The following is a 16894-nucleotide window of genomic DNA, read 5'->3' on the forward strand; positions in this document are numbered from 1 at the left end:
ACAGACCGCGCGGCGAATTCGCCCTCGCGGCGGCCTGGTTGGTCCTGACAGCCACGGTGTTCGCCACGGCGGCACCCGCCCGCGCCCGGACACCCTCGCCCACCACCCCGCGCACGTCCTCGGTGAACGTACCGCCGGGCGTCACCGCCGGAATCGCGGTGTACGACCGCCAGACCGGGACCTTCACGGAGCAGTCCAACGTGCACACGCAGTTCCGTTCCGCCTCGGTGGTGAAGCTTCTGATCGCTCTGGATCACCTCTGGGACCAAGGCCCCGGCTACGGCCTGCCCTCGGACGAGCGGGCCCGCCTCGACAGCATGCTGCGCTCCAGCGACGACTCCGCGGCGGACTTCTACTGGACCGAGGACGGTGGCTCGGCGATCATCGACCGGATGATCCCCCGGCTGGGGCTGACGGACACCGCGGGCCCGCCGGCGGCCTACCCCGGCTACTGGGGCTACACGGCCCTGTCGGCGGCCGACGCCGTGCGGATCTACCGCTGGATCCTGGACAGCGCACCGGCCGCCCTGCGGGACATCGTCATGGGTGACCTGAGCGACTCCACCCGGTGCGGCGTCGACGGCTTCGACCAGCGGTTCGGCATCCCGGCGTCGTTCCAGCAGCCCTGGGCGGTCAAGCAGGGCTCGTCCCGCTTCGGCGAGAGCAGCGACTGCGCGGACACGACGGCCTCGGCCTCCGGCCGACGGGTCCCGACCGCATCCGGCGCGGGCGTCGACCTCGCCAGGCCCGCACTGCACACCACGGGAACCGTGGGCGCGGGCGACCGTTCGATCGTCGCCGTCTTCACGCTGCACCCGCAGGGCACCACGTTCGGCGCCGCGTACAGCGCCCTCGACACGCTGGTGCGTTCACTGAACGTCCCCGGGGCCGTTCCGCGCTCCGGCTCGCGGTACGGCACATGGGGCGCCCACGTCTAGGTGCGCGCCGACACGACCACCAGCTCGCAGGCGCTCACCCGGCTGCCCGCCGGGGTCGACGCGCTGATCGGCTGCCAAAGGCAGGGCGTGGAGATCACCGACGGGCCGTCGTCGGCGGTTCACCCGGAAACCGCCTACGACGGCCCGGCGTCGGCCCGCGGACCCGCCACCGGCGAGATGGTTACGGCGGCGGCACGATCACCAGCAGGCCGGCAGCGGGTTGGTCTCGCTGCTGATGGCGGTGTCCTTCATCCAGCCCCACTGACCGTTGTCGGCCTCGGTCCACTCCCAGCGGTAGGGGTGTGGACCACCCACGTATTCGTCGGACGCGCCGCCGTCGTAACGGCAGTTGAACCAGCTGGGGTTGGAGTTCATGTACCCGACGATGCGGCTGGAGTCGGGGTAGGCACGGGCGAGGTCCTTGAAGCCGTAGACCGGCGCACCCGCGCGGTTGTTGCACCACCAGTGGCTGCCGCTGTACCAGCAGCCGGATGCCGCCGAGGCGCTGGGCGCGGTGGTGGTCCCGAGCCCCAGGGCCAGGGCCATGACGCTGATCAGGGCAGCAAGGGTCTTCCGTGTACGCATACGCATGCGAAGGTCTCCAGGGTGCGTTGCAGAAGTGGACCATGGAAATGCGGCCGGTGGCGCTGCACGGCCGGCACCGATCACCCGTTGCAGTTGGGGAGCGGGTTCGTCTCGCTGGCGATCGCCGTGTCCTTCATGAAGCCGAGCCGGCCATTGTCCGCGACCGTCATCTCCCAGCGTGTGGAGTGCGGCCCGCCCACCCATGCCTGGTTGTCCTCCTTGCAGTAGAACCAGCTCGGGTTGGAGTACATGTAGCCGACGATGACGTTCGGGTCCGGGTAGAGGTGGTTGTCCCCGACCGTGCCGTACACCGGTGCGCCGGAGACGTTGTTGCACCACCACTTGTTGGCGTCGCCGCTCCAACACGGGCTGGCGGCAGCCGCGGAGGGTGCGGTCGCCACCGCGACTCCCACGGTGAGCGCCGTGGCCGCCAACAGGGCGGCCGTCCTCCGGGCCTTCGTGCCCGTGCCTGCCCGATTTTCCTTGCGCATGTGCTCCCCCTCGGTTCCACGGGCTGAGTCCGTCCGTCCGAGTCTGGAGCGGTCGCCGTACTCCGGTCATGCCTTTCGACCACGGTCGAAAGGGTTGCTGTGTCCAAGAGCGAGCAGCACGGTCAAACAACCTCTTCCAGGTGAACCCCGGCTCCGGACACCTCACGAACACCGGCACTTCCGTGGCGGTCCGCATCAGCGGCGGACCACGTCACGCTCCCTGGCCGTCCGAAGCGTGCGCGGGCGACAATCGCCTGCATGATTGAGTCCTCAGGTGGCCCGTCCACCTTCCGTGACCTGTCCGCCTTCGTCGCCTGCCCCCGTGTCAACTCCCTTGCCCTGTCCGTCGACGGCACTCGGCTCGTAGCCGCCGTGCAGACGTTGTCCGGGGACGGGACGCGGTTCGTGTCCGGTCTCTGGGAGATCGATCCGGCCGGGGATCGCGACGCGCTGCGGCTGACCCGGTCCGACAAGGGTGAGTCGGGGCCGGTGTTCGGTCCTGACGGGACGCTGTACTTCCTGTCCAGCCGCGCCGCGGACGGCGACGAGGACGACGACGAGGGCGCCGCGGTGTGGGCGCTGCCGCCGCGCGGAGAGGCCGTCGTCGTGGCCCGGCATCCAGGTGGGATCGATGCGGTCACCGTCGCCCGGGACTCCGGTGCGCTGTGCCACACCGGGGGACTGCTGCCGGGTGCCGCCGACGCCGAGGCGCACGGCAGGCTGCGCGCGGCGCGCAAGGACGCGAAGGTCACCGCGATCCTTTATGAGGCCGGGCCGACCCGTGCATGGGACCACGACCTCGGCCCGGCGGAGCCGCACACCTTCGTCCGTTCCGGTGCGGGCGCGGAGCCGGTCGACGCCGGCGGGCAGGGGATCGGTCTGGAGGATCCGGGGGACGCGGCGTTGTCGCCGGACGGCACACGGGTGGCGTACAGCCGGTTCGTGCCCGGGCGGGTCCCGGACGAGCATCGCACCGCCGTGGTGGTGGCCGACGCGGTGAGCGGTGAGGAGATACTCGTCGTCGGTGATCTGGAGCACCTCTACGAAGGGCCGCGGTTCACCCACGACGGCTCAGCCGTCGTGTGCTGCCGGATGCGCTATCCGACGTACGACGACCCCTGGGAAACGACTCTCGTCCGGATCGACCTGGCCGACGGCACCGTGCGGGACTTGCTGCCCGGATTCGACAACTGGCCCGGTGGCGTGGCCTGTTCACCGGTGGACGACACGGTGTTCTTCACGGCCGACGAGCAGGGGCACGCGCCCGTCTTCCGGCGCGATGCGGACGGTGGCGTCACACGCCTGACCGCTTCGGGTACGTACGGCTCGCTGACCGTGGCCCCCGACGGGCAGACGCTCTACGCCCTGCGGAATGCGGTCGACGCGCCGCCGGTGCCCGTCCGGATCGACGCCGGCGTCGCCGACCAGACTCCGGCCGTGCTGCCCGCGCCGGGCGGTGTCGGTCGGTTGCCCGGCGTACTCACCGAGGTGCGCACGGAGGGGGACGACGGGTTCGCGCTGCGCGGCTGGCTCGTGCTGCCCGAGGGTGCGTCCGCCGAAGAGCCGGCTCCGCTGCTCGTCGCCGTCCACGGCGGACCGCAGTCCAGCTGGAACGGCTGGACCTGGCGGTGGAACCCCTGGCCCTTCGCCGCACGCGGCTATGCGGTGCTGCTGCCGGATCCAGCCCTGTCGACCGGCTACGGGCAGATCAACCACAAGCGCGGCTGGGGGCAGTGGGGCGGACGCCCCTACACGGATGTGCTCGCGCTGACCGACGCGGCCGAGGCCCGCCACGACATCGACGCCTCACGTACCGCACTGGCCGGCGGCTCGTACGGCGGATACATGGCGAACCGGGTCGCCACCAGCACGGACCGGTTCAAGGCGATCATCAGCCATGCAGGTCTGTGGGATCTGCGGATGTTCCAGGGAGACACCGACGCGCCCTGGTACTTCCAGCGGATCTTCGGCGACCCGCTGAACCGCCCCGAGCGGTACGAGTCCGACTCGCCCCACCTGGACGTCGCCAAGATCCGCACCCCGATGCTGGTCATTCACGGCGCGAAGGACTACCGCGTGCCCGTCGGGCAGGGCGCCACGCTCTTCCAGGAACTGCAGCGGCACGAAGTCCACGCGAAGTACCTCTACTTCCCGGACGAGAACCACTGGATCCTGAAGCCGAACCACACACGCCTGTGGTACGAGACCTGCCTCAACTTCCTTGACCACCACGTCCTCGGCACCGAATGGCAGCAACCCAGCCTGCTGTGACCGGCATGCCGGACTTGCTGGAAGCGCAACGGTCAGGCCATCACCGATGCCGGCAAGTCCGCCCACGTCGCGGTGAAGGATCGGCCGCCACCACCTCAGCCAGGCGATTCGCCCTGCACCGGCCAGGGAGCGACGACACAACAACACGCCGCCCGTCCCACCGAATCGACGACCGTGCTGCCGACGCGGCGACGGGCACGCGCGCGTCGCCCTGGCCGGGGCCTGCACCGGCCGTAGATTGGCCCACCTGACGTTCCCAGCCCACCGGCGAACCGGAACCCTCCATGCCGTGCAGTGGCCGCGGCTCGCCTCGCCGGTGGGCAAGGGAGATAGTGCTCCGCACAGGTGCGCTGCCTCGACACGCCGGGTCAGATGCAGGTGCGCCGCGAGGGAGCACCGTACGCAGATCGGGATGCCTTATCCGGCCCTCCCAGGCGTTTCCACCACCTCACGGAGTGAGCATGACTGACTGGCACTGGCTCTTCGGCGACCAGCTCGGACCGCATTTCCTCGCTCCGGGCACGGGCGGTCCCGCTCGTGACAGCCAGGTGGTGATGATCGAGGCCCGTTCGGTGTTCCGGCGGCGCCGCTTCCACCGGGCCAAGGCTCATCTGGTGCTCTCCGCGATGCGTCACCGGGCCGCCGAACTCGGCGACCGCGTCCGGTACATCCGGGCCGAGACCTACCGGGAAGGGCTGTACGAGGCGGTCGGCGACGCCTCTGTGACCGTGCACCACCCCACCTCGCGTGCGGCCCTGGGCCTGGTCCGTTCCCTGGAACAGGTACGGCTGCTTCCCGCACGGGGCTTTCTGGTTCCCCAGGAGGCGTTTTCGGCCTGGGCCGATGAGCGCGGCACGGGGCGCCTGCGCCAGGAGGACTTCTACCGCTGGGTCCGCCATGCGCTGGGCCTGCTGATGGACGGCGACAGCCCGGCCGGCGGACGTTGGAACCACGATCACGCGAACCGGGAGCGACCGCCGCGTGGCGCGTCCACCCTCGGTGCTCCCGATCCCTACCGGCCCGATGAGGACGACATCGACGCCGAGGTCCGTGCCGAACTGGACCGCTGGGAGAAAGAGGACGGCATCCGCTTCGTCGGCCGCGACGGACCCCGTCTCTTTCCCGCCACCCGCACCGAGGCCCGTGCCGCGCTGCGCCGCTTCGCGGAGCACCGGCTGGCCGGGTTCGGGCCGCACGAGGACGCCATGCTCGCCGCCGACCCCGTGATGAGCCACAGCCTGCTCTCCTCCTCGCTCAACCTCGGCCTGCTCGACCCGTGGGAGGCGGTCGCCGCCGCGGAGGAGGCCTGGCGCGCAGGCCGGGCCCCCGTGAACAGCGTCGAGGGTTTCGTACGACAGGTCGCCGGCTGGCGCGAGTACGTGTGGCAGCTGTACTGGTACTTCGGCGAGGACTACCGCCACCGGAACGCGCTCGGACATCACGCCCCGCTGCCCGAGTGGTTCCTCGAACTCGATGCCGACGCCGTCACCGCCCGTTGCCTGACCACGGTCCTCGCCCAGGTACGCGACACGGGCTGGACCCACCACATCCCACGCCTCATGCTCCTGGGCAGTCACGCCCTCCAGCGCGGCTGGGATCCGCGTCTGGTCACCGACTGGTTCCACCGCTGTTTCGTCGACGGCTACGACTGGGTGATGCTGCCCAACGTCACCGGGATGTCCCAGTACGCCGACGGCGGTCGCATGACCACCAAGCCGTACACCTCGGGCGGCGCCTACATCCACCGTATGAGCGATCTGTGCGAGGGCTGCGCCTACCGTCCCGGCGACCGTGCGGGGGACCGGGCCTGTCCTTTCACCACCGGCTACTGGTCCTTCGCCCACCGCCACCGCGACCTGCTGGCCGCCAACCAGCGCACCGCCCGCGCAGTGCAGGGCCTGGACCGGCTCGGCAACCTGGAAGAAGTGCTGGCCACCGACCGGCGCTGGGACGAGGAGGCGCCGTGAGCCCGGCGCGCGGGCCGACCGGTTCAGAACAGGTCGGCGGCCACTTCCCGGGCGGCCCGCGCTCCTGAAGCGAGCGCACCCTGCACCGAGCCGGTGGCCCGGTGGTCGCCGCAGACGTACCGCCCGGCGGCCATCCGGGTACGGCGGCTGAGGGGGAGTCCCGGTTCCATGGCGGGCAGTGCTCCGGCCACCGTCCGGGCGGTGAGCAGGTCCCATCCCGCCGTGTCGGTCTCGTAGCATTCGGCGAGCGCGGTCCGCGTCGCCTGTTCCCGTCCCTCGCGGTCGTCGCCGAGCACCGACGTGGCGATCAGCGCGTACCCGTGCGGCGCGTATCCGGCGTGGACCTCGCTCAGCACGATGCTGTTGACGAAGCGCCGTCGGACATCCGTCACGAGAGTCGGCTCGTGCAGTGGCGAGCGGGACGCCAGGTGGTAGTACGTGGTGACGGTTCGGTACGACGGCACGGTCAGGCCGGGTTCCAGCCGGGCCGCCGTAGAGGCGTCCGTGGCCACGACCACGGTCCGCGCGGGGACCAGTCGGCCGTCCTCGAGAAGAGCGCCCTCGTCGGTGAGAGCCGTCACGGGCGACTCCAGGGCGACTGTCCCCGGTGGCAGCGTGGACGCCAGCAGTTCGGGTACGGCCCCCACGCCCGTCGCGGGCAGACAGAGCGTGCCGCGTGCCATGCTCCGCCACAGCAGGTGGAAGAACCTGCCGGAGGTCGAGAGGTCCTCCTCCAGGAACACGCCGGACAGGAAGGGACGGAAGAACCGTTCCACGAAACCCCGGGTGAAGCCCGCCGCTGCCAGCACCTGTCGGGTCGAGGTGTCGCTGTGGCGCCGTACCAGCGCCGCGGGGGCCAGTGCGTCGAAGCCGGTCAGCGCGGCGAGCGCGGCCAGATCACGTGGTCCGGCCAGCCGATCGGTCACGGCACGCAGGGCCTGGCGCGGTGTGCGCGTGGGGTCGGCGAACCGCAGTCGCCGTCCGCCGTCGTGCACGAGGAACCCCGGTGTGAACGCCCGCAGCCGCAGCTCCCGCAGCGGAAGACGGGCGCGCACCTGCGGATAGGCGGTGTTGAAGACCTGGAACCCCCGGTCCACCACACAGCCCTCCACGCGGTCGGTCCGCATCCGGCCGCCGACGCGGTCGCCCGCCTCCAGCACCCGCACCCGCAGCCCCAATGCGCTCAGATCGTGCGCACAGGCCAGCCCGGCCAGGCCGGCACCCACCACGACCACGTCCCACCGCTGAGTCGTCCGCCCACCGCTCAACCGACGCCTCCCGTCCGGCGCGCCTGACAGGGCAGGCACCCCTGATCACATCCATGGTCACCTTCCCTTCCGGCTCACGCAGTCCGGCGGATGCACCAGGACCGGGAGTTCCGACCACCGGCCGTGGCCACGCAGGGCCGCCGCGATCTCGCCATCAGCGGCTTCTCGATCGCTCCTACGACGTTTCGCCCACGCCGGGCCACGGGCGCCCAGTCCGCCGTCGTCCTGGGTGGGGCGCGCGTCAGCTGGCGACGCGGGCCAACTCCGTGGTCACTGAGGATGTTCTGCACCCGAGAGTGGAACGCCGACAAGGCAGGCCCAATGCGATGAACGCCCCGAGCGTCAGACGGCTTTTTGGGGGCGGGTGGTGCCGAGGCGTTCCCAGAGGCCGACGAGGTGCGCGTGCAGGATTTCCTCGGCCTGCTCTGCGGGCAAGTGGCCTACGAGTACATGGGTGGTGAGGCCGTCGGCGAGGGCGAGCAGAGTGCAGGCCTCGTGCTGTGGGTTGGGCGGCGCAGTGCCTCCGTCGGCCGAACCGCTCTCGGTGGCCTCCGTGATGAGGCGGGCGAGGAGGTTCTGGAGGGCTGCGTAGCTGGTTCTCAGCGGGCCTGCGAGTGGCTCGCTGACAGCGGCCTGAGCGACGAACGCGAGCCAGATCCGTGCCTCGGCCCGGTGTTCTTCCCGGAGCAGGGCGATCTCGTCGGCCGCGTGGCCCAGGGCGGTCGCAGCCGACTGGGCCGGGCTTGCGGCCAGGCGGTTCCTCACACGTTCGGTGATGCGGTCGCCGACGTGGTCGACGGCGAAGAGGAGCATCTCCGCCTTGCTGCGGAAGCAGCGCTGAACGGCGCCCAGTGAGACCTGCGCGCGGGCGGCGACGTCGCGCATGCTCACTCCCTCCGGTCCGTGTTCGTCGGCGAGGAGGCAGACGGCCTCGGCGATCCGGCGGCGTCGGCTTTCGTAGTCCACCTGTTTGGGCATGCTCGATCACTCCCCTTATTTCGATACGATCGTATCGCCTCCGGGGTAGGGTCTCGCCCACGAGTACTTCGGCATGGGGACAGGAAGCGCGATGATCAGGCAGAACGCTCTGTGGGCAATGACGGCCGCCGCCCAGGCGACGGCCGTCCGAGGCGGACAGGTATCGGCGGTCGAACTGATCGACGGCCACCTGGAACGCATCGCCGAGGTCAACCCACAGGTCAACGCGGTCACGCAGCTGCTGGCCGAGCGAGCCCGCGAGGCCGCGGCACGCATGGACCGGCGGCGAGCAGCGGGCGAAGAACTCGGACCGCTCGCCGGCGTGCCGTTCACGGTGAAGGAGACCACCCCTGTCGAAGGCGTGCCGACCACACTCGGAACGCCACGTTTCCGCGACTTGGTGGCTCCGGCCGACGCACCCCCGGTTGCCCGGCTCCGCGCGGCGGGAGCCATACCGATCGGCCACAGCAACATGCCCACCCTGGTCCTGGCCGGGATGCACACCCGCAGCGAGCTGTTCGGCGACACCGTCAACCCGTGGAACCGGAGCCGGACCCCTGGCGGCAGCAGTGGCGGTGACGGAGTGGCCGTCGCCACCGGTATGGCCGCGCTCGGACTCGGCAACGATTCCGGCGGATCGGTACGGATCCCGGCCTCGTTCTGCGGCGTGACGGGGCTGAAGCCGACCACCGGGCGCTTCCCCGCCGACCATCGCATCCTCGGGCCGGACGACCCGGGGCCGGCCTCACAGATGCTGGTCACCGACGGACCCCTGGCCCGTACGGTCGCCGACCTGCGGCTGGCGTACGAGGCGCTGGCGGGGACCGACCCACGGGACCCACGAGCCGTACCCGTGCCCCTCTACGGCGAACCGCTGCCGGGGCCGGTCAAGGTCGCGCTCGTTGTCGACCCCGGCGGTCGCGGCGTCCACCCCACGGTCCGCGGGGCCGTCAGGGCGGCAGCGGACGCGCTGCGCGACGCGGGATACGACGTGCGGGAGATGGCGGACGTTCCCCGGCTCGACGAGGCACTCGAGACATACGGCCGGATCACCGTGACCGAATTCGCGCCGACCTGGCCGGTGGTGCGGAAACTGCTCGGCGAGGGCGGAGACCGCTACATCCGGATGGCCATGGAGAAGACCCCTCCGGCGAACGCCGCAGAGCTCACGAAGCTGATGGGGACCTGGCTCGGCATCCGCCGCTCCTGGGCGGAGTTCCTCGACGAGTTCCCGCTGCTGCTCGGACCGGTGTTCACCGAGCCGCCCGTCGAGCCGGGACTGGAGTCACGCGACGAAGCGGGGCGGGAGCGGGTCGCCGAGAGCATGCGCCTGTGCACGGTGACCAGCTTCGTGGGCGTGCCCGCGGTCGCCGTGCCGACCGGAGTCAGCGACGGACTGCCGTCCGGCGTGCAGATCATCGGGCGCGCGTTCCGGGAGGACCTGTGCCTGGCCGCTGCCCAGGAGGTCGAGGACCGCCTCGGCGTGTTCACACCCATCGGTCCTCGCCCCGAAGTCCCGGCTGCCGGGCGGTAGATGGGGCGCCTCGGAGGGCCCGGACTCCGCGGCGGACTCGCTCAGTTCGCCGCAGTGTCGTCACTCGGCCGGTCCGTGTCGGGGGAGTTGAGCGCGGTATGGCCGAGCAGCATCCGGTTGAGCAGCACTCGGGCGCCGCCGCGCACACGGGTACCTTCGACGCTGCCCCGCCGCCGGAGTGCCGGCCGAACGTGGTGGCGGACAGGGTGAGCAGAGCGTCGAGGGAGAGCCGTCGCGGGCGCGAGGCGCGGATCGCGCCCGGCCGGACAGCGAAACGGCACGGCGGTTCTAGGAAGGGCCGGGCTCGCCGCGCGGCGGCAGGCCGGCGGCGCGGTAGATGTCGTCGATGACGCCCATGGTTACGACGGCATCCCTGGCCGAGGTGAGCACTGAAGCGCCGTCAAGGACCGCTGCTGCGAACGAGGACAACTGGCAGGCGTAGCTGGACGGTTGCCGGGCCACCCGTTCGCGCCGGAGTGTGCGTCGGCCCGCGTCGCGGGGGCCGCGGATCGTCAACCGGTGATAGAGCTGCGGCATCAGGAAATTGGTCACCTCCAGCTCGCCCGCCGAACCGATCGCGCGTGCCCGGATCGACAGCACGTGCCGCGACCACATCGAGGCGCGCAGATGCCCGGTCGCTCCACCGGGGAAGACGAGATCGGCCTCCATGGCACGGTCGACGCGAGGGTCCTTGCGCAGCGTCAGCATGCGCGCGCCCGTCACCGCCGGGGTCTCGTCACCGAGGAGCCGGGCGACGTGCACGCTGTAGCAGCCCGCGTCCATGGTGGCGCCGCCCGCCAGGCCGTAGTCGTAGCGGATGTCACTGAAGCGGGGGAGCGGGAAGCACACCTCGGCTTCCACGCGGCGCAGTTCGCCCAGCTCTCCGCTCCGCACGATCTCCCGCATCCGGGCGGCCAGGGCGTGGTGACGGTAGTGGAAGGCCTCCATCACCACCAGACCGGTGCGCGCGTGGGCGGCGTCGGCGGCCTCGGCGACCCGCTCCGCCTCGGCGCGGTTGGCGGTGAACGGCTTCTCGCACAGCACATGTTTGCCCGCGTCGATCACCTTGAGCATCCAGTCCGCGTGCAGGCCGTTCGGCAGCGGCACGTAGACGGCGTCGATCCGCGGATCGGCCAGCAGGGCCTCGTAGGTGGGATGCACCACGGGAATGTCGTGCTTGCGTGCGAAGGCCTCGGCACGTGGCCTGCTGCGAGCCGCGACAGCCGTCACCGTGACACGGGGGTGTTGCCGCGCGGGCTTGATCAGCGCGCTCGGCGCGATGGACGCGGCACCGAGGATGCCGATACGGAGTTCGGTGGTCATGTGGGGAGTGTGGCGCACACCTGTGGAGTGTCTGTCGGCAGGTGTGGAGTGCCTGTCGGCCCGAACTCGGCTTCTGCGAGGTCGAGTTGGGGTGACCGAACTTCTGTGGACGGTCTCCGAACGAGCGGGAGGCCGTCCACAGAGGCAGGTCGCGTGGGCCTACGGCGTGATGCGCAGCGCGTCCACCATCCCGACCGAGGTACTCCGGTTGACGATCCGGATGGTGTGCGTGCCCCGGGTCAGACCGGACCGTTGCCACACCGTCTGCTGCACCTGACGCGCGCCGGACACCTTCAGGTCGACCGTGGCCTGAAGGGCGCCGTCCAGGTAGACGTCGACGGGACCCATGTCCCCGTTGCGCTCCGAGAGGTAGGCGACTCCCGTCCCGGTGAACGTGTACTGGGCCACCGCGTTCACCGTCGTGCTGTGATGGGTGTCGTCGTTGTAGTCGCCGTACCCGCGTGCGCTGGTGGCGTGCCAGTTGCTGTCGTATGTCAACTGGGTGTTGTTCACCATGGGGTGGGGGTTCTGGGACAGGCCGAGAGTGGAGCTGGTGCCGCTCAGCGCCTTCTCGCCCTGGTTGGCGGATCCGGACAGCCGTACGGAGCTGTAGGAGGACAGCGGCTTCGCGGTGCGCTCCACCACGTACACCGCGCCCGCGGCCGTCGAGAGATCGAACTCGGCCGCGCTGGTGGTGAGCACGGTGGCGCCGTCGGAGACCCGGCGGACCCGGAGCTGCTGGGTGCCCCACGGGTTCACGACCCGCGTCGAGTTGCCGTACCGGCTCTTGATCCCGATGTACTTCACCTCGCCGGCCTCACGCTCCGAGCTGACGGTGAACCCGCCCTTGGCCAGCAAGGTGAACCGTCCCACGAACGAGGCGTCGCTCGGCGGCGCGGGGAAAACCCGGATCTTGTCGTTGTAGGACTGCAGGAGCGTCTCGTTGAGAGCCGTCAGGTGCACTCCCAGGTACTCGAAGACGCCGTTGGTGTTGTCGGTCATGCCGTTGGGATAGGTCTGGTACTTGCGGAGCATCGTCTTCATGCCCTGGTAGGCCTGGTCGCCGAGCCCGAGTCGGGCCGCCTGGACCGCGTCGTTGGCCCACACGTTGTCGTACGGGAAGGGGCGGGCGTTGAAGGTGTTCACGGCCTTCTGCTGGTCCGGGAATCCGATGCCGGTGCGGTCGTAGGGCCAGATGATCTCGCCGGCGACGTTCTCGTCGTTGCGGGTCTGGGCGAGGGGTGGCGTGTGCGGGAGGTAGACGTCCGAGGTGGACGGATAGGCGATCAGGCTGTCCAGGATCCGCTGCCACTGCGGACGCAGATCGGCGTCGACACCCAGGGACTGCGACGCGCGGATGGCGAGGGGGAACAGCGTGCGCACCGCCGCGAGGTCGGTGATCGCGTTCGGCACGTTCCAGTAGGTCTCGTGGGCGTTCGAGGTCGCCACGTAGTACTTGCCCGCCGAGTCGACGGAGAGCTTCGCCGCGTAGAACTTCACCACGTCCCGCATGAACGGATAGGCGGTGTCCCGCAGATAGGCGGAGTCATTGGTGTACGCGTACTGGAGGTACATGTTGTACGCGGCCTCGGTGCCCGTCGACCAGATGTTCTTGGTGTAGTCGCTGTTGACGGTGCCGCGGGCGTTGCCGTCCCAGCCCATGGTCTCCGGCACCCACAGCCCGTCGACGTTGTAGCGGGTGTTCGTGTACGCCTTGAGCGCCGCCGCGTTGCGGCTGTAGAGCCGGTTGAAGCCGGCCAGCAGATCGACGTGGTCGGAGGCGAGGAAGGAGTTGTACACATCGCGCTGGTTCCAGTACCAGTAGGCGTTGCTCCACTTGGTCTGGTCGCCGGTGGCGCGGAAGACGCCGTTGATGAAGTGGAATGGGTTGGTCCCGTATCCGCCGGCGGCGATCATGTAGGTGCTCAGGTAGTAGACGTTCTCCAGATAGTCCGCATCGCCCGACAGCCCCGAGTACTGCACGAACGACTTGCCCCAGAAGTCGTGCCACCAAGAGCGGAAGTCGTTCAGTGTCGCGCTGTAGCCACGGCTCCTGGCCGCGGCCAGCGCCCGTTTGGCCTGGGCCACCGAGTCGTGCGAGGGCGCGTTGAGCCGGCTGCTCGCGGTGAACCAGATGGTGTAGCTGCTGGAGGGCGTGATCGTCAGGCGGACCGTGCGTCCGTCGACGACCCGCGCGGTGTAGGGCGTGCCTTCCACCGACGCGGCCAGCGTGTAGCCGAAGTTCTGCGCGTCGGTCTGGCCGCGGCTCAGTCCGGCTCCCGTGGAGTCGGCGTAGGTCGCCACCGTCTTCCAGGTGTTGAGATCGGGGACGTCCCCGCTGTTGCCCAGCTGGGAGGTGTCCCACAGGCTCAGGTCGAGGGTCACCGCCGAGACCCCGGAGCGGGAGTCCTCGACGTGGACGCCCATCACCTCCGAGTTCGGCGCGCCCATCACGGTCACGGTGCGGTTGGCGTCGTACTTGGTGGTCAGCGTGCCGTCGTACAGAGACAGGCGTTGCTGGTAGGTGCTGTAGCCGCTCTCCAGGGCGGGGGAGGTGGAGAGGTTGAGCATGCCCGCGCCGAACGCGGTCTGCTGGGAGGTGTCCACGCCGGACACCTGCATGGTCAGCCCGTTGTTCTGCCAGGCCATGGCGCCCATCCGGCCGTTGCCCACGGTCAGTCCCTGGAGCGGGTTGGTGTTGGGCCGGTTGTAGACGAGATCGTGCTTGGACATGTAGGCGGCGCGGTCCACGCTCAGTTCTCCGGTGGCGGAGTCGAACGCGGCGTCCGTCGTCGCCGCCACGGCGGGTGCCGAGAGGCCGACCGCCGTCCCGGTCATGATGCAGACGACCGCGAGTAACGCGCGCAAGAGTCTGCGCTGTCTCATCGAAGGCCCTCCCTGTGGGTCACGGGTGGTGCATGGATACGGAATGATCCGATGACTGCTTCGATGTGCTCGCCTTCCTGAGATGTGCACGGACATGAGGCATCAGCACGCCGGTCGGCAACTGCGGAGGAGGAACACACGTACAGCAGAAGGGGTCTTCAAGTCGCAGCCTGTGGAGGCCACAGGAAGCCGCGGCTGGCAGGGGTGAGTCGACGTGGGCATGTCCGCGTCACTTGCAGTGAACATCGGATGTATAGCTCGGTCAACAGTCTCTGCTGGATTCGGGTGCATCCAGGAAACATCGTTGTCGGCCGGCTCGATCCCGGTCAGGCGGGGACGCTCACGCGTTGCCGTTCCGCCTCCGCGAGGCGCGCCGACCGTGTCCGGGTGCCGAAGGCGGCCAGGGCCATCGCGCCGAGCAGCCAGGTGCCGGCGATGAAGCAGAAGACGCTCTGGTAGCCGTGGCCGTTGTAGAGCGCGGCGACGATCAGGGGCCCGGCGGCGTTCGACAGGCGGCCGAGGCCGTACGAGACGCTGGTGCCCAGTGAGCGGCTGCGGGTGTCGAAGAGCTCGGGGGAGTAGGCGTAGGCGAGGGCGGTGTAGCCGCGTTCGAAGAGGTTCACCAGGAAGCCGAACACGACGATGAGGACGGGGTTGAAGGTGAGGCCGTACAGCAGGCCGCAGACCGCGATCACCGTGCCGAACGCGACCAGGCACCATTTGCGCTCGAACCGGTCGGTGACCAGGGAGGCCAGGTAGCAGCCGAGTGGTGCGCCGACCGTGGTCAGGGCCACGTAGAAGACGGACTTCTCGACGCTGAAGCCCTCCTTGGCCAGCAGGGTGGGTGCCCAGCTGGAGTAGCCGAAGAAGCCGATGGTCTGTGTCGTCCACAGCACGGTGAGCAGGAGGGTCGGGAGCAGGTACTTCCGCTGGAGGAGCAGGCGCAGCGGTGCCTTTGCCGACGGCTTCTCGGCGACCGGGGGAGCGGGTTCGGGGAGTGGGCCCTTCTCCGCGGCGACGCGTGCCTCGATCTCCCGCAGGATCGTGTCCGCCGTGGCGTGGTCCCCCCTGCTCTCGAGCCAGCGCGGTGACTCCTTGAGGTGCCGGGTGAACAGGACGAGCAGGATGCCCAGGGAGCCCCAGAGGTAGACCAGCCGCCACGACCAGTCGTTGAGGGGTACGACCGCGCTGGCGATGAGGTTGGTGACGGGGGTGCCGCAGATGCCGATGGCGATGGCGTACGCCTGGTACTTGCCGCGGGTCGCCGACGGGTACATCTCGTTGACGTAGACGACTCCGACGACGGTCATCGCCGACAGGCCCGCCGAGGTCAGGACGCGGAAGACGCCCAGGGAGACGAGGTCCCAGGAGAACACCGCGGCGAACGAGGAGAGGCCGAAGAAGAGGGTCGTCCACAGCAGGGCCCGTTTGCGGCCCCACCGGTCGGCGAGGGAGCCCGCGACGATCGCGCCGACGAACATGCCGACGAACGACAGCGAGGTGACGTAGGCGATCTGATCGACCGTCACGCCCCACAGCTTGATCAGTTTCGGTGCGGTGGTGGCGAAGCTGTTGATGTCGGCGAACTCGAAGAAGTAGGCGAAGGCGACGGCGAGCAGGGTGAGTTTGTGGAATCGCGAGACCGGAAGCCGGTTCAGCCGGTTCAGCGCGTTGGCGTGTTGCATGAGCGGCCCTTGTCGAAGTCGGGGAGGAGGGACGGGAGTTGGGGTGTCACTGGTCCTCGTCGGGCCAGTACAGGCGCGTCGGGTTGGCGACGAGGAGCTTGTGGCGCTGGTCGTCGGTGACCGCCACCTGCCGGACGTGGTCGACGAGGAGACCGTCGTCCGGCATGTGGTCGGTGAGGTTGGGATGCGGCCAGTCGGTGCCCCACAGCACCCGGTCGGGGAACTCCGCCACGACCCGGCGGGCGAAGGGGACGACGTCGGTGTACGCGTGACGTTGGCCGTTCAGGGCGGCCGGTCCCGTGACGCTGAGACGCTCGGGGCAGGTCACCTTCACCCAGACGTCGTTGTCCTCGACGAAGCGCAGGAAACGGGTGAACTCCGGCCCGTCCACCGGCCGGGTCACGTCCGGGCGACCCATGTGGTCCACCACCAGCGGAACGGGCAACGACCCGAAGAATCCCTCCAGTTCGGGCAGGTCGGCGCTCTCGAAGTAGAGGACGACGTGCCAGCCCAGCGGGGCGACCTTCTTGGCGATCGTCTGCAGCTCGTCCTCGGGCGACGCGTCCACCAGACGCCGTACGAAGTTGAAACGGACCCCGCGCACGCCCGCCGCGTCGAGTGCCAGCAGTTCGCTCTCGTCGATGTCCGGTCGTACGGTCGCGATGCCGCGCGCCCGCCCGCCCGCCGCTCGGACGGCGTCGACCATGGCGCTGTTGTCCGCGCCGTGGCAGGTGGCCTGCACGATGACGTTGCGGGCGATGCCCAAGTGGTCGCGGAGGGCGAAGAGTTGGTCCTTGCCGCCGTCGCAGGGCGTGTACTTGCGTTCCGGTGCGAAGGGGAACTCGGCCTGAGGGCCGAAGACATGGCAGTGGGTGTCGACGGTTCCCGGCGGGAGCCGGAAGGCCGGTTCGGACGGATTCCCGTACCAGTCGAGCCAGCCGGGGGACTTGGGGGCGAGGGTGCTCATG

12 protein-coding genes are annotated in these 16894 nt (G+C 69.8%); 4 read left to right on the forward strand and 8 right to left on the reverse strand.

The features are described 5' to 3' along the window. The first annotated feature begins 38 nt into the window (after positions 1-38). Positions 39-938, forward strand: a complete 900-nt coding sequence (locus OHT77_RS44220) for a hypothetical protein (protein ID WP_328834034.1) — start codon at positions 39-41, stop codon at positions 936-938. A gap of 198 nt (positions 939-1136) precedes the next feature. Here the strand turns inward: OHT77_RS44220 and OHT77_RS44225 are convergent, their stop codons facing one another. Further along, on the reverse strand, positions 1137-1529 hold the full coding sequence (locus tag OHT77_RS44225) for a hypothetical protein (protein ID WP_328834035.1): 393 nt from the start codon (positions 1527-1529) through the stop codon (positions 1137-1139). Between the two features lie 74 nt (positions 1530-1603). Then, on the reverse strand, positions 1604-2014 hold the full coding sequence (locus OHT77_RS44230; protein WP_328834036.1) for a hypothetical protein: 411 nt from the start codon (positions 2012-2014) through the stop codon (positions 1604-1606). A gap of 258 nt (positions 2015-2272) precedes the next feature. Here OHT77_RS44230 and OHT77_RS44235 point away from each other — a divergent pair, with 258 nt between their 5' ends. Beyond that, on the forward strand, positions 2273-4285 hold the full coding sequence (locus OHT77_RS44235) for a S9 family peptidase (protein ID WP_328834037.1): 2013 nt from the start codon (positions 2273-2275) through the stop codon (positions 4283-4285). A 461-nt stretch (positions 4286-4746) separates the two neighbouring features. After that, a complete protein-coding gene (locus tag OHT77_RS44240) occupies positions 4747-6252 on the forward strand; it encodes a cryptochrome/photolyase family protein (protein ID WP_328834038.1) in 1506 nt (501 codons plus the stop codon). Between the two features lie 23 nt (positions 6253-6275). On the opposite strand, the gene OHT77_RS44245 is transcribed toward OHT77_RS44240, so the two are convergent. Further along, entirely contained in the window at positions 6276-7520 is a 1245-nt protein-coding gene (locus OHT77_RS44245) for an NAD(P)/FAD-dependent oxidoreductase (protein WP_328834039.1), read from the reverse strand. Between the two features lie 342 nt (positions 7521-7862). Then, on the reverse strand, positions 7863-8498 hold the full coding sequence (locus OHT77_RS44250) for a TetR/AcrR family transcriptional regulator (RefSeq protein WP_328834040.1): 636 nt from the start codon (positions 8496-8498) through the stop codon (positions 7863-7865). Positions 8499-8589: 91 nt separating this feature from the next. Here OHT77_RS44250 and OHT77_RS44255 point away from each other — a divergent pair, with 91 nt between their 5' ends. Continuing rightward, on the forward strand, positions 8590-10032 hold the full coding sequence (locus OHT77_RS44255; protein ID WP_328834041.1) for an amidase: 1443 nt from the start codon (positions 8590-8592) through the stop codon (positions 10030-10032). A gap of 288 nt (positions 10033-10320) precedes the next feature. Here the strand turns inward: OHT77_RS44255 and OHT77_RS44260 are convergent, their stop codons facing one another. The 4 genes from OHT77_RS44260 to OHT77_RS44275 all read right to left on the reverse strand — a co-directional run bounded on the left by OHT77_RS44260 (position 10321) and on the right by OHT77_RS44275 (position 16893). Beyond that, the gene (locus tag OHT77_RS44260; protein ID WP_328834042.1) at positions 10321-11355 is read right to left on the reverse strand and encodes a Gfo/Idh/MocA family protein; all 1035 of its coding nucleotides are present in this window, start codon (positions 11353-11355) and stop codon (positions 10321-10323) included. A gap of 159 nt (positions 11356-11514) precedes the next feature. Next, the gene (locus tag OHT77_RS44265) at positions 11515-14241 is read right to left on the reverse strand and encodes a glycosyl hydrolase family 95 catalytic domain-containing protein (RefSeq protein ID WP_328834043.1); all 2727 of its coding nucleotides are present in this window, start codon (positions 14239-14241) and stop codon (positions 11515-11517) included. Between the two features lie 326 nt (positions 14242-14567). Then, positions 14568-15926 carry an MFS transporter gene (locus OHT77_RS44270; RefSeq protein WP_328834044.1) on the reverse strand — a complete coding sequence of 453 codons (1359 nt, stop codon included), beginning with the start codon at positions 15924-15926 and terminating at the stop codon, positions 14568-14570. Positions 15927-15972: 46 nt separating this feature from the next. Further along, positions 15973-16893: an amidohydrolase family protein gene (locus OHT77_RS44275; protein ID WP_328834045.1), complete on the reverse strand. Its 921-nt coding sequence runs from the start codon at positions 16891-16893 to the stop codon at positions 15973-15975. Position 16894: the final 1 nt, after the last annotated feature.

Source organism: Streptomyces sp. NBC_00252 (assembly GCF_036187565.1).
Classification (GTDB): Bacteria; Actinomycetota; Actinomycetes; order Streptomycetales; family Streptomycetaceae; genus Streptomyces.